General features: G+C 69.9%; 12 protein-coding genes and 1 pseudogene. 6 read left to right on the top strand and 7 right to left on the bottom strand.

Features of this window, described 5'->3' with window-relative positions; all coding sequences use genetic code 11:
• Positions 1–269: 269 nt before the first annotated feature.
• Positions 270–755 carry a GreA/GreB family elongation factor gene (locus LWP59_RS24775; protein ID WP_229858013.1) on the top strand — a complete coding sequence of 162 codons (486 nt, stop codon included), beginning with the start codon at positions 270–272 and terminating at the stop codon, positions 753–755.
• A gap of 194 nt (positions 756–949) precedes the next feature.
• Here LWP59_RS24775 and LWP59_RS24780 read toward each other — a convergent pair whose 3' ends face one another.
• Both LWP59_RS24780 and LWP59_RS24785 read right to left on the bottom strand, forming a co-directional pair.
• Complete coding sequence (locus LWP59_RS24780; RefSeq protein ID WP_144638901.1) at positions 950–2080, bottom strand: helicase-related protein; 1131 nt, start codon at positions 2078–2080, stop codon at positions 950–952.
• Positions 1963–2499: a DEAD/DEAH box helicase gene (locus LWP59_RS24785; protein ID WP_186383255.1), complete on the bottom strand. Its 537-nt coding sequence runs from the start codon at positions 2497–2499 to the stop codon at positions 1963–1965. Before LWP59_RS24785 ends, LWP59_RS24780 begins: the two co-directional genes overlap by 118 nt.
• A gap of 118 nt (positions 2500–2617) precedes the next feature.
• On the opposite strand from LWP59_RS24785, the gene LWP59_RS24790 reads away from it, so the two are divergent.
• Positions 2618–3052 (top strand): DUF5709 domain-containing protein, encoded by a 435-nt coding sequence (locus tag LWP59_RS24790; RefSeq protein ID WP_144638905.1) that lies wholly within the window; start codon positions 2618–2620, stop codon positions 3050–3052.
• Between the two features lie 70 nt (positions 3053–3122).
• Here the strand turns inward: LWP59_RS24790 and LWP59_RS24795 are convergent, their stop codons facing one another.
• Positions 3123–3560 (bottom strand): MarR family winged helix-turn-helix transcriptional regulator, encoded by a 438-nt coding sequence (locus tag LWP59_RS24795; protein ID WP_144638907.1) that lies wholly within the window; start codon positions 3558–3560, stop codon positions 3123–3125.
• Positions 3561–3612: 52 nt separating this feature from the next.
• Between LWP59_RS24795 and LWP59_RS24800 the strand changes: the two genes are divergently transcribed.
• Positions 3613–5019: an MFS transporter gene (locus tag LWP59_RS24800; RefSeq protein WP_144638909.1), complete on the top strand. Its 1407-nt coding sequence runs from the start codon at positions 3613–3615 to the stop codon at positions 5017–5019.
• 50 nt (positions 5020–5069) lie between these two features.
• On the top strand, positions 5070–5846 hold the full coding sequence (locus tag LWP59_RS24805; protein WP_144638911.1) for a DUF5131 family protein: 777 nt from the start codon (positions 5070–5072) through the stop codon (positions 5844–5846).
• A gap of 5 nt (positions 5847–5851) precedes the next feature.
• Here LWP59_RS24805 and LWP59_RS24810 read toward each other — a convergent pair whose 3' ends face one another.
• Complete coding sequence (locus tag LWP59_RS24810; protein ID WP_144638913.1) at positions 5852–6805, bottom strand: lactate/malate family dehydrogenase; 954 nt, start codon at positions 6803–6805, stop codon at positions 5852–5854.
• Between the two features lie 113 nt (positions 6806–6918).
• Here LWP59_RS24810 and LWP59_RS24815 point away from each other — a divergent pair, with 113 nt between their 5' ends.
• Positions 6919–7182, top strand: a complete 264-nt coding sequence (locus LWP59_RS24815; RefSeq protein ID WP_144638915.1) for a hypothetical protein — start codon at positions 6919–6921, stop codon at positions 7180–7182.
• 44 nt (positions 7183–7226) lie between these two features.
• Here LWP59_RS24815 and LWP59_RS24820 read toward each other — a convergent pair whose 3' ends face one another.
• From LWP59_RS24820 to LWP59_RS24830, 3 genes and pseudogenes are all read right to left on the bottom strand, one after another.
• The gene (locus LWP59_RS24820; RefSeq protein ID WP_144638917.1) at positions 7227–8555 is read right to left on the bottom strand and encodes an NtaA/DmoA family FMN-dependent monooxygenase; all 1329 of its coding nucleotides are present in this window, start codon (positions 8553–8555) and stop codon (positions 7227–7229) included.
• 36 nt (positions 8556–8591) lie between these two features.
• Positions 8592–9506: an ABC transporter substrate-binding protein gene (locus tag LWP59_RS24825; protein ID WP_144638919.1), complete on the bottom strand. Its 915-nt coding sequence runs from the start codon at positions 9504–9506 to the stop codon at positions 8592–8594.
• 146 nt (positions 9507–9652) lie between these two features.
• Positions 9653–10872, bottom strand: a pseudogene (locus tag LWP59_RS24830) (oxygenase MpaB family protein).
• Positions 10873–11108: 236 nt separating this feature from the next.
• On the opposite strand from LWP59_RS24830, the gene LWP59_RS24835 reads away from it, so the two are divergent.
• Positions 11109–12272, top strand: a complete 1164-nt coding sequence (locus LWP59_RS24835; protein ID WP_222425543.1) for a TetR/AcrR family transcriptional regulator — start codon at positions 11109–11111, stop codon at positions 12270–12272.
• Positions 12273–12451 lie beyond the last annotated feature (179 nt).

The following is a 12451-nucleotide window of genomic DNA, read 5'->3' on the forward strand; positions in this document are numbered from 1 at the left end:
GTGTTCACTTCGTGAACACGCCCGTCAGACTACCTGGTCGAAGCCCTCGGCGACCGGTCGACAGTCACATCTGTCAGACCGAGTGCCGTGAGTCCCCGTGGCCGCGTCCGGTACTTCGACACGTTCCGCCACGCGTAGCCCGAGCCAGCGGCCCCGGTAGATCGAACGTGCACACCGATGACGGCGCGCGCATACTGGGCCCCACTTTCGGCCTCCCGAAGAGAAGGGACCGAGCGGACATGACTCCCAGGAGTGACAAGACCGCCGGGTTGAGCGACGGCACGCGGGCACGGCTGGAGCAGGAACTGCGGACCCTGCGGGATCGCCGCGACGAGCTGACCGCCGATGCCCGTGCGCTCGACACAACAGGAGACCGCGGTGACAACGCGGACCCCCTCCGGGAGGACGACGAGATCGCCCGCGTCGAGGATCGCATCGCGGAACTGTCCAGGCTGCTGGCCGCAGGCCCCGGAGCCGGGTCAGCCGGCGGCGCCGAGGCCGGCGTGCCCGACGGCACCACCGCGACGCTGCGGTTCGGCGACGGTACGGAACAGGCTCTGCAGGTCGTGGCCATCACCGAGGAGATCCCGCCCGGACGCGAAGACACCACCATCACCACCGACAGTCCGCTGGGGCTCGCCCTCGCCGGCCACCAGGCGGGTGACACGATCAGCTATTCCACCCCCGCCGGCGAGGCGCAGGCCTACCTCGTGTCGATCGAATTCCCAGGCGGCGAAAGGGCGGGGAGGCGGTGAGCGTCATGATCGGCGCCCGGCCTGCCGGATCCGGTCAAAGCCGTGGCGTCTTCTCGGCCAGCTGCCACAGGTGGACGCACGCCTGCGACCGCTGGTTCAGCGCCGATGAAGGATCCCGGATTTCAACGCCGACGTGGTCAGGTGTTTGTATCCGACGCTGGTGAAGTAGACCAGCAGCTCGTGGTCTTCCCGGCTCAGCAGCCGCCCCTCCCCCAGAGCCGATGACGCACGGGAACTCCGCCGCCGACCGACGGGCGGGAACCCGCCGTGGCCGCCGAAAACCGGTCGTTGTCGCAGTTTCCGCAGGGCGGCACGTAATTCTCGCCGAAATACGCCAGCAGTTCCGCCCGGCGGCATCGCGTACTCTCCGCGTACTCGCGCGCAGCGGCGAGCCGGCCGGCCAGCACGGCCTGCCGCCGCTTGTTCAGATCCACCAGCTGCCCGGTCAGCTCGGCGGGCGGCGGCAGCTCTCGCCCGGGCTCGGCGGCGCGGTGCTGACCGGAACCGGTGAGACTGAGGAATCCCAGTTCGGCCAGTTCGTTGACGACCCGGTCGGCGGCGTGCGCCGGGACGTCCGCGGAAGCCACCAGCTGCGCGATGGCGATGTGCCCGCCCGCGTTCTCGATCGCGTCGACGACCCGGTGCAGGGTGGCCTCGCCCAGCCGGGTGCGGGCCGCGAGGAGCCTGGGTATGCGGATGGTGCGCGGGTCGTGGACGAGGACCGCGGCAGCCGGCTTTCCGTCGCGGCCCGCCCGTCCGATCTCCTGGTAGTAGTCATCGATGCTCGCGGGAACGCCGGCGTGCACCACGGTCCGGATGTCGGGCTTGTCTATCCCCATGCCGAAGGCGCTGGTGGCGACCACCACGTCGAGCTGCCCCGCGGAGAACTCGTCCTGGACGCGCGCGCGGGCGCCGGCGGTCATGCCGCCGTGGTAGGGAGCGGCCCGGAACGCATCCAGGCGCAGGCGATCGGCGAGCGACTCGCACCGGGCATGGGTGAGTGCGTAGATCAGGGCAGGCGTCTCCTGCTCGATCAGGACCTCGACACACCGGTCGTCGACAGCCTGCGCTTCTCGTTCGCCCGGCTGGGTCTGCCGCATGGCGAGTGCGATGTTCGGGCGGTCGAAGTCCGCGACCACGACGTCCGGAGACCGCATCTTCAAGCGACGCGTGATGTCCGCTTGGACGGGCGGGGACGCCGTCGCGGTCAGGGCGAGGACCGCCGGGCGGCCCAGCTCGGCGATCGCGTCGCCCAGCCGCAGGTATTCCGGCCGGAACTCCTCGCCCCACTCGCTGACCAGATGCGCCTCGTCGACGACGAACAACCGACGTCGCGCCCGCCGCCCCGCACCGCCCCTCGCGCTTCGGCGTTCGTGAGTTGTTCCGGTCCCATGAAGAGGAAGTCGAGGTCGCCCCTGGCAAGGCGCGCGAAGGTGTCCTGGCGTTCGTGTGCCTTCTGGGCGGAGTTCAGCAACGCGGCTTCGACGGCTCGCCCGCCGCAACGGCGCCCGGCGATCGACCGGATCTGATCCCGCTGCAAGGCGAACGGCGGCGAGATGACCAGCGTCAGGCCGCCGATCGACAGGCCCGCCACCTGGTAGATGGCGCTCTTTCCGCTCCCCGTCGGCAGGACCGCCAGCGTGTCACGCCCGGCGACGACCGCGTGCACGGCCTGGCTCTGGGACGGTCGCAAGGCGAAGTCGAACAACGCACCGGCGACGGCGGTGGGGTCGATCCCTCCCATGCCTGCCTCCTCCACTCCGATCGCGGTGCGGCGCGGCCCACCACCGGATCGGTCACGGCTGTTGGCCGACCGGTCGCCCTGGACGAGACTGTAATCTCTCGGCGAGCAAAGGAGTCCCATGGCTGACTGGCCGGACGACAGCGACGACAGCGTCTTCGAGCAGCTCGACGCCGAGGACACGCTCGAGTCCCGCGGGCCGGAAGACCCGCTGGATGAGGGCTACACACCAGCGGAACGCCCCTGGGCGGTCAACGACTGGGGCACCACCGCGGACGAGGAAGAACAGGGCGAAGGGCTCGGCAGGAGGCTGGGCCGGGAGCTGCCCGATACGGCGTACGGCCGTGGCGACGGTTTGGGTGACGACGAGGACACCGACGGCGAACTGCTCGACGACGAGGTCGGCGACGTGCGGGCCGGGCGACTGATCGCCGGCGACGGTGGCGACACGGAGCTGTACGCGACCGACGTCGGCGTCGACGGTGCGGGCGCCTCGGCCGAAGAAGCGGCTGTCAACCTGATCGAGGACGACCAAGCGCGCGGCGCCGACGTCTGACGAAGCACCGCGAGGACTCGTTCACCGCCGGATCAGCCGGTTCTACGGCCTGCGCGCGAGCTGACTATCGTCACTCCGACCGGGCCGACTTCAGCTCCTCTTCGAGCGCTTCCAGCGCGGGCAGCGCCGCCAGCAGTTCCTTGCCGATGTGCTCGGGCAGGTGGTCCAGGCAGTCCGAGACGGCCTGGGTCCGCAGCGTCCGGATGCGGTCGTGCACCAGAGCTCCCTCGGGGGTGACCGCCACCCGCACGGCCCGCAGGTCCGACGGGTCGGGCAGCCGCCGGATCAGCCCGTCCTCGTCCAGTTTGCGCACCACCCGCGACAGCATCGTGGGGTTGAGCCCCTCCAGCTCGGTCAGCTCGGCGAGCCCGAGCGGGCCCCGGAAGGTGACCAGACCGAGCACCGAAGCCTGGGTCGGCGTGAGGCCTTCCCCGGTCGACGTCGCGTTGAGCTGACGGGCCAGCCTGGAGATCACCGCCCGCAACCGCGACACGTCCTCGGCGTCCATCACACCTCCAGTTGATTGATTGCCTGCCAGCAAGCAATTAGTCTTCCCGTACATGACGTCTTCCGAGGTCCCGTCGTACACCACCGGCACGACCACGGAAGCCGCCCCCCATCCTCGCCGACGGCTGATCTTCGCCATCGTCTCGATGGGGTTGTTCATGGCCGCTGTCGACCAGACCATCGTGGCCAGCGCGCTGCCGGCGATCCAGCACGAGCTGGCCGCCCCGGTCAACTGGAGCGGCTGGACGATCACCATCTACGCGCTCGGCCAGGTGCTGATGATGCCGGTGGCCGGGCGGATCAGCGACCAGTTCGGCCGCAAGAAGGTCTTCCTGGTCGCGGCCGTGGTGTTCACCGCCGCGTCGCTGGCGTGCGGGTTCGCCACCGACGTCTACCTGCTCGTGGTCCTGCGCGCGATCCAGGCGATCGGCGGCGGCGCGTTCATGCCGTCGGCCACCGGTATCGTCGCGGACAACTTCGGTCCCGAGCGCGACCGGGCACTCGGCATGTTCACCAGCATCTTCCCCATCGGCGGCATCGTCGGCCCGATCGCGGGCGGGGTGTTCACCGCGTTCTGGTCCTGGCGCGGCATCTTCCTGATCAACGTGCCGATCGGGCTGGTCCTGATCGTCCTCGCCCTGAAGTACCTGCCGTCGAGCGAACCACGCGACAACAGCCGGGTCGACTTCCACGGTGTCGCGCTGCTGGGCGTGCTCGTGCTCACCAGCATGCTCGGCATCACGTACCTCGGCAGCGGCGGCACGTCGCTGCTCAGTCCGGTCTTCCTGGCCTGCGAAGCGGCCGCGGTGGTCGCGGTGGTGTTCTTCGTCCGGCACACCAAGCGTCACCCGGCGCCGTTCATCCCGTTCGAGCTGATGCGCGGACGCGGCTTCGGGGTGATGAACCTGATCAACCTCTGCTACGGCGCGGCGGCACTCGGGTTCGGCGCGCTCGTGCCGCTCTACGCCGAGGATCGCTACCACATCCAGTCGCTGGAGGCAGGCACGCTGCTCACCGCGAGAGCGGTCGGGACCATCTGCGTCGCCGCGCTCGCCGTGCTCGCGCTCCGGCGGACCGGGCACCGGCTGCCGATGCTGGTCGGCTTCCTCATCCTCGCCGCCGGTCTCGTCGCGATGTACGCCGCGCCGCCCGGAATTTCGCCCTACCTGTGGCTCACCATCTCCTCCGGCGTGAGCGGGATCGGCATGGGCCTGACGGTGCCGGCGACCAACAACGCGAGCCTCCAGCTGGCGCCGGACAAGGTCGCCGCGATCGCCGGGTTGCGCGGGATGTTCCGGCAGAGCGGTGCCATCATCTCGATCTCCGTGACCACCGCGGTGATCGCGCGCAGCAGCGACGCGGGCCTCGCGCAGGCGTACATCCTGCTCGCGTTCGCGGTGCTCATGGTCGCGGTGCTTCCGTTGCTGCTGCTGGTTCCCGACCACCGCGGCAGCTGGTGACGCGTCGCCGGGCCCGGGCACCGTGCTCGTGCGGGTGGTTGAATCGGGTCATGCCGGCTACCCACCGGCGGGTCGTCGACCTCCGGCAGGACGGCCAGATCGAGTCCGCCACCTGGAATCCGACCACGGGATGTGATCGGGTCAGCCCGGGCTGCGACAACTGCTACGCATTGACGTTCGCCAAGCGGCTGAAGGCGATGGGCAACCCCGGCTACCAGTACGACGGCGACCCGCGGACGAGCGGTCCCGGCTTCCGCCTCACGCTGCACCCCCAACGGCTGGAGACACCCCTGCGCTGGCGCGAGCCGCGGCTGGTGTTCGTGGACTCGATGAGCGACCTGTTCCACCCCAAGGTGCCCGGCACCTTCCTCACCGCGGTCCTCGACGTCATGCGCCAGGCCGACCGGCACACCTTCTTCGTCCTGACCAAACGCCCGCAACGGATGGCGCCGGCACTCGCCGAGCTCCAGCCGCGGCCACTGCCCAACGTGTGGTGGGGCACGACGATCGAAGGCAACGAGCACGTCCACCGCGCGGACCGGCTGCGTGCCACGCCCGCCGCGGTCCGGTTCCTCTCGCTCCAGCCGCTGCTCGGTCCGCTCCCCGACCTCGACCTCACCGGGCTCGACTGGGTCTACGTCGGCGGCGAATCCGGCCCTGGCCACCGGCCGATGCGGCCCGTATGGGTACGCCCCATCCGCGATCGGTGCGTCGCCGCCGGCATCCCGTTCCTGTTCAAGCAGTGGGGAGGCCGCACCCGCAACGCCCACGGCCGCGTCCTCGACGGGCGCACCTGGGACGAAATGCCGCGGACGCCGAAACCTTGACGTGCTCAGCCGGCCCCCGCCGCCGAAAGCGCGCGTTGCTTCGCCTTGCGGAGGATGTCGACGCTGCGGTGCAACGCTTTTCGTTCGTCCTCCGTCATGGCCGGGTCGTACATCTGCCGCACGCCGCCGGCACCGAGGACTGACGCCAGCGACAGCGTGACGTCGAATCCGGCGTGGTAGGCGGCCACCGGCAGCACGGCTCCTTCGTCGCGCAGCACGGCCTCGGCCAGGCGCGCCGACACCGCGCCGATGCCGTACTGGCTCGCCCCGGTGCCCTCGATGATGGTGATGTTGGCGTAGCGGATGTTGGTCTCGATCTCCTCGCGCAGCTCTTCGGTTCCGGTGCCGTCCGGGGCGAGCAGCGAGAGCACCGGTATCCCGCTGACCGACGCGGACGACCACAGCAGCACCTCGGAGGTACCGTGCTCGCCGACCACCATGGCGTGCACGTCCCGTGGCCGGACGCCGATCCGGTCGGCCAGGTGGACCCGGAACCGCAGGCTGTCGATCAGGGTGCCGGTGGAGAACACCCGGTCGTGGCCGGCGAGCCGGCGGGTCAGGTCGGCCAGCGGATCGGGCGGGTCGGTGACCACCATGAGCACCGCGTCCGGTGCGGCAGCGACGATCCGCGGCACGACGTCGGCGTAGACGCGGGCGTTGGTGTCCACCAGCCGCAGCCTGCCCTGCTCGTCGCTCCGGTCGGTCGCGCCGCCGGTCTTCTCGTTCACCCCGGCGGTGATGATCACGAGCGCCGCGCCGGCCAGATCGGCGTAGTCGCCGGCGCGCAGGTCCACCATGGGGGACAGCGGGCCGGCGTAGCGCATGTCGGCCGCGACGCCCCGGGCGCGCGCGAAGTCCTTGTCGATCAAGACGAGCTCGCGGCACATCCCGCCGCGCTCGAGCAGCGACAGCGCCGTGGCCGCACCCACCGCGCCGACACCCACCACGCCGACCTTCATCTCGTTTCACCCCATCCCGCTCGGCAACGCTGCTGCCGCGCCATTGTGCTCCCCTCCGGGGGAGTTCGGGGGCGAGCCGCTGCTTCGAGTGCTCCCGCCGGTGGGCATCGACGATGAACAACCTCGTCATCCGGCTCACCCTGGTGATCCCGTTCCTGGATGAGCTGATCGTGGGCGGCTGGAACCAGCTCGCACCTCGCAGCTGCTACGACGACTTCCCGACGGTGGACCTGAACCCGCCGTTCAGCGACCACTTCGCCCACGACTTCGGCGGTGCGACGCTGCCCTCAGCCCGATCCTGTCAGCCGTCCTGCGGGACCGCAGGCAGAAAGCGCGCGCCGCGGCGGCCTGATCGTCCCGGTCGCTCCTTTCGATGACGGGCCACGCAGTCGATTCGCTGCGCTCGGCACGACAGCGACGGTCAGCGACGTGTTTCCCGCCCTGCGGGCGGTCGCGGCAGCCCGAGATGATCGCGCAGCGTGGAACCGGCGTAGCCGGTGCGGAAGCGGCCCTTGCGCTGCAGGATCGGCACGACGTGGTCCACGAACGTGGTCAGCTCGTAGGGCAGGGTCGAGCCCATGATGGTGAACCCGTCGACGGCGCCGGCGTCCTGCCAGGCGATGACGTGGTCGGCGAGCTGTTCGGGCGTACCGACGAAGTGGAACTGGCCCGCGCCACTCTTGAGATCGGCGGTGATGTCGCGCAACGATGCGTCAGGCCGAGCGCGTGCGGCCGCGTAAAGCTGCTCGGCGCGGCTCGACGGCGCGGCCTTCCCGGTCCACAGCTCGGCGGGCAGCGGGACGTCCGGGTCGAACGCGTCCGGGTCGAGTCCCGCGGTGTAGAGCACGTTCTGCCAGCGGAACTCCGGGCTCGCCAGGTCTTCCAGCCGCTGCGCCTTCTCCTTCGCTTCGGCCTCGGTGCCGCCCAGCGTGACCATCAGCGCCGGGAGGACGAGCAGCTGGGCAGGGTCACGACCGGCGGCGCTCGCCTGGGCGTGCAGATCGGTCCGGAACGCCACCGCGGCTTCCAGCGACGGAGGGCCGGAGAACACCAGCTCGGCGTACCGGGCGGCCAGCGCGACGCCTGCCGGTGACTGTCCCGCCTGTACCAGCACCGGCCACCCCTGCGGAGAGCGCGGAAACGGCAGGATCCCCTCGACGTCGTAGAACTGGCCGTGGAACCGAGGTGCGTGCAGCTTGCCGCGGTCGGCCCAGACACCGCGCGCACGGTCGCCGACGACTGCCTCGTCTTCCCAGCTGTCCCAGGCGCGGGTCACGACATCGACGAACTCGTGCGCGCGGGTGTATCGGTCGCCGTGCTCGGGGTGCGCGCTTTCGCCGTAGTTCGCCGCGGCCAGCGGGGTGACGGTGGTGACGATGTTCCAGCCTGCGCGACCGCCGCTGAGGTGGTCCAGCGTCGCGAACCTGCGCGCGAGCTCCCACGGCTTGTTGTAGGTCGTGGAGCCAGTGCCGATCAGTCCGATGTGGCTGGTCACCCCGGCCAGTGCCGAGAGCACCGAGATCGGGTCGAACTGGGTCTGCGGCAGGTGTGTCGTGCGGTACTCGGCGATGGCGATGTTGTCGGCCAGGAAGACGGTGTCCATCAGCCCGCGTTCGGCGATGCGCGCGATATTCGCGTAGTAGGGCAGCCCGAGGACGCCCCGGACATCGTCATCGACGACCTGCCACGCCGACTCGTGATACCCGTTGGGCCAGACGAAAGCGTTGAAGTGCAGCTCTCGCGCACTCATGGACTCGGCTCCTTCAGCAGTGTTCTCAACGGGAATTCAGGCGAGACCCTGCTGCGACAGCCAGTCCTTCGCCACGTCGGCGGCCGCGTCACCGTCGGAGTCCACACGCTTGTTCAGCTCACGCAGCCCATCCGTGGTCAGCTTCGCACTCACCGCGTTGACCACGGCCGCGAACTCCGGCCCGCGCTCGTCGAGCACCTTCTGGCTCACCGCCGGCACCACGTTCTCCGTGGGCTCGATGCCGAGGTCGTCCTTGAGCGCCACGTACTGCGGGTCGCCGACGACCGGGCTCACCGAGTCGACCGGGATGACCGTCGCGGCCCCGGAGTCGAGCTGCTGCACGCGCGGCCCGATCTCCTGCACCGTCTGGAACGTCGCGTTCGTCAGCTTGTACACCTCCTTGAAACCCCGGAAACACGGCAGCCGCGTCTCGCACTCCGGCCCGCCCGCCAGAACCACCTTGTCCAGTTTCTTGAGGTCGCCGATCGTCGCCAGCCCCTTCGACTTCGCGAGGTCGGCCTTCACGATGTAGACGTCCTTGTCCTCGGCAGGCGCGTAGTTGAGCAGCCCCACGCCCTCGGGCTCGAACAGCTTGGCCAGCTGCTCGTGCTCGCCCTCGGCGTCCTTCACCGCGTCCTGGCCGAAGCCCGTGGTGATCGCCGCACCCTGGTACTCGGGCACGAACTGCAGCTCGCCCGACTTCAGCGACGGGTAGATCAGCTCGCGCGAGCCCAGATTCAGCTTGCGGGTGACCGGGTAGCCCTTCGCCTCCAGCGCACCCGCGTAGAGCTCCGCCAGGATCTGGCTGTCGGTGAAGTTGAACGACGCGACGACGATCGGCGCCCCTCCCTTGCTCGGCGCCGCCGACTCGTCACTGCCCCCGCACGCCGTCAGGCCGAGAGCGGCCACCGCCACCAGCACGGCTGCTCGGATGTTCCGGCTCCAGCCCACGTCCCCACACTCCTCGTACGAAGATCAGATGACCACGACCCTAAACGGACCCCCCGACAAAACCCATATCGTGAGAATCACCAACGGCCGGGACACACGCAGGAGCCCGCCGTGCGGCTCGGCACGTCGCGGCCGAGGACGCCGGTTCACGCTCCGGGCCGGTTGGCGGTGGGGATCGTGATGGGCGTGCTCGTCGGCGAGGTGCCGTTGTTGAGGAACAGCATCGCGATCGCACGCACGAACTGGTCGAACACGTAGAACCCGGCGGGCGCGACGGGCAGCAGCCCCTCCCGGAACGCGATGTAGGCGGGCCACCCGGCGCGGATCGTGGCTGCCGCCGCGTAGTCGCGTCGCAGCCCGAGCCAGTCGCCCACCTCGTCGCTGAGCACGTACCGCACGAACTCGTCGAGGAACCCGCGAGTGACGCCCAGATCGATCTGCGCGGTCAGCCCGAGCAGGTCCCCGGCCAGCTCCTTGCCCTCGGTCGTCGGGGCGAGGATCGGGGTGAGCACCTGAGCCGACTGCGCGTCCGCGTCGGCCCACGTCCTGGGGATGAACTCTTCGCGCACACCGAGCACGTGAATCGCGACCTGCCACATGTGCAGGAACGCGTCCTCGCGTCCTCGTCCGCGGCCGACATCGGGACCTGCCATTCGCGCAGCTTTCTGTGCACGAAGGTGCCGAGACTGTGGAAGGTGACCAAGATGTCACCGTTGCTGATCGGGATCTGCTCGTCCGCGACCGCCTGCCGCCAGTGCGGCGACTGCGGCAGCAGATGACGCACCGCGGCGTGCACCAGGCGCGTCTTGTTGGCTGTGACCGTGAACTGACCCGCGGGTTCGAACGCGTTGAGGTCGCTCAGGTCGTAGCCGAAGGTGAACGTCTTGGCCGCGCGGTTCTTCATGTCGGCGCCACCTGCGGACCAGTAGACCGCCGCGGCTTCAGGCGGGATCACCGTGCTCATGATGCCGCTGCCGAGGCCGTACAGCATGAACAGGTAGGTGTCCTTGCGCCGGTTGAAGTCGGCGGCGAGGCGCAGCTTCGCACGGTCGGTCCAGGAGGGCAGCTGGTTGACCTGCCGCAGGTAGCCGGCGAGGTCGGCAGGCAGGCCGCCGGGCAACGGGTCGCTGTTGTTCACCCACGACCGCATCGCGGTGTTGACCGCCGGCACCTGGCCGGTGTCGAGAAGCCCCGCCACCAGAGCGTCCACTTCGTCGTCCCAGACCGACCACGGCTCGGTGCCCGTGCCGATTCCGGCCACCGAGCCGGCGGGCGACCATGCCCACGCCGGGGCAGCGCCCGTCACGCTCCCCAAGCCCAGCGCGACACCGAGCGACAGGGCCCTTCGCCTGGTGAGATTGCTCATTTACTTACCTAGCTTCCTTGGTAGGTGTAAGACGTCGCTCTGTCCAGGATATCGGGTCAGCAGGCAGGCGCGGGCACGAGATTTCTCATTAACATATCGAGGCGCACCGCCCGTCGGCAAGGGTGGACCAGTTCTCGGGAGTCATGCGACGGCGGCTGGTCTCGGGAGCTTGGCCCGTGTCGTGGTTGACTGGCGCGTATGGCCCTGTTCCCGCATATGCCTGCATGGGTGCCGTTGTGACCACCGAGTCGACCGCGGCCATTCGACCGCGTAACCGCAAGCAACTCATCGTCGAAGCGGCCGGCCGGGCGTTCAGCCGGCGCGGCTACCACGGGACGTCCATGGAGGAAATCGCCGCCGGCGTGGGCATCACCGGGGCGGCCCTGTACCGGCACTTCCCGAACAAGTACGCGCTGTTCGTCGACTGTGCGCACGTGATGGCGGACCGGCTCGTCGCCGCGCTCGACGAGGTGCCCCCCGAAGCGGCCTTGGCAGACGTGCTCGCCCCCGTCACCCGGGTCACCGTCGCCCACCGTGCGTCCGGCGGCGTGCACCGATGGGAGTCCCGCTACCTGAATCGCGAGGATCGCCAGGCGCTGAGGGCGAAATTCGCGCACGTCGTCGGGCGGGTGACTGACGTGGCGCGGCGCGAGCATCCGCTACCCGATGACCACCTGCGAGCCGTAGCGGCCCTCGGCGCGATCGGGTCCATCACGATGCACCGCACCTCGATCGCCCAACGCCGGGTGGAGGACCTGCTGCTGGCGTCCGCCATGCGCGTGGTCGCGACCGACCCTGCGGCGGCCACCGGGAGCGCCCGCTTCGTCGAACTGCCTGCCCAGCCCGTGCCACGCACTCGGCGGGCGGAGATCCTCGCGGCCGCGATCCCGCTGTTCGAACAGGACGGGTTCGCCACCGTCACGAACGGCAGGATAGCGGAGGCCGTGGGGCTGGCCCCGTCCGCGCTCTACCGCTACTTTCCCGGCAAAGCCGACATCCTGGCGGCGGCCTGCCTGCAGGCTGCGGGACTGTTGGCCCAAGCGGTGGAGCAGAACCTTCGCGGAGTGGTCGACCCGCATGACGCCGTCGTCGCACTGACCGCGGCCTACGTGGCCTACAGCTTTGAGCACACCGCGCTCACGAGCGTGGCGAACGCCGAACTCGTCGGCCTGCCGGCCACCCTGCAGCGGCCCTTGGTCGTCGCGCAGCGTGAGCACGTCGCCGTTTGGGAGCAGCAACTGCGGTTGGCACGCCCGGAACTCGACTCGCGCCAGGCCCGAGTGCTGGTGCACGCCGGGTTCGGCGTGGTCGTCGAGGCCGGACGCAGACTGCGGTGGCAGGACAGCCCCGGTCACCGCGCCGCCGTCGCCGCTCTGGTCGTGGGCGCCCTGGGTCTCTGACCTCGGGTTCACGGCCGCGGCGAACGGGCAACTGGGGGCGGCCGATCCAAGCGTCCGATGTCGAAGCAAGGGTTAAAAGGCGGCCGGGATCTCCGACGTGGTGGCCGTGCTCGGGCACGAGCTGCTGCAGGGGTACGACCATATGCCCGGTCACCCGGCCGATCAGCGCACCGGCCGGA

This window comes from Amycolatopsis acidiphila (assembly GCF_021391495.1).
GTDB lineage: Bacteria > Actinomycetota > Actinomycetes > Mycobacteriales > Pseudonocardiaceae > Amycolatopsis_E > Amycolatopsis_E acidiphila.

Excerpts from the sequence above, each read along its gene's own strand:
- LWP59_RS24785 (WP_186383255.1), bottom strand. The coding sequence starts at position 2,499 with ATGGGAGGGATCGACCCCACCGCCGTCGCCGGTGCGTTGTTCGACTTC.
- LWP59_RS24790 (WP_144638905.1), top strand. The coding sequence starts at position 2,618 with ATGGCTGACTGGCCGGACGACAGCGACGACAGCGTCTTCGAGCAGCTC.
- LWP59_RS24795 (WP_144638907.1), bottom strand. The coding sequence starts at position 3,560 with ATGGACGCCGAGGACGTGTCGCGGTTGCGGGCGGTGATCTCCAGGCTG.
- LWP59_RS24800 (WP_144638909.1), top strand. The coding sequence starts at position 3,613 with ATGACGTCTTCCGAGGTCCCGTCGTACACCACCGGCACGACCACGGAA.
- LWP59_RS24805 (WP_144638911.1), top strand. The coding sequence starts at position 5,070 with ATGCCGGCTACCCACCGGCGGGTCGTCGACCTCCGGCAGGACGGCCAG.
- LWP59_RS24810 (WP_144638913.1), bottom strand. The coding sequence starts at position 6,805 with ATGAAGGTCGGCGTGGTGGGTGTCGGCGCGGTGGGTGCGGCCACGGCG.
- LWP59_RS24815 (WP_144638915.1), top strand. The coding sequence starts at position 6,919 with ATGAACAACCTCGTCATCCGGCTCACCCTGGTGATCCCGTTCCTGGAT.
- LWP59_RS24820 (WP_144638917.1), bottom strand. The coding sequence starts at position 8,555 with ATGAGTGCGCGAGAGCTGCACTTCAACGCTTTCGTCTGGCCCAACGGG.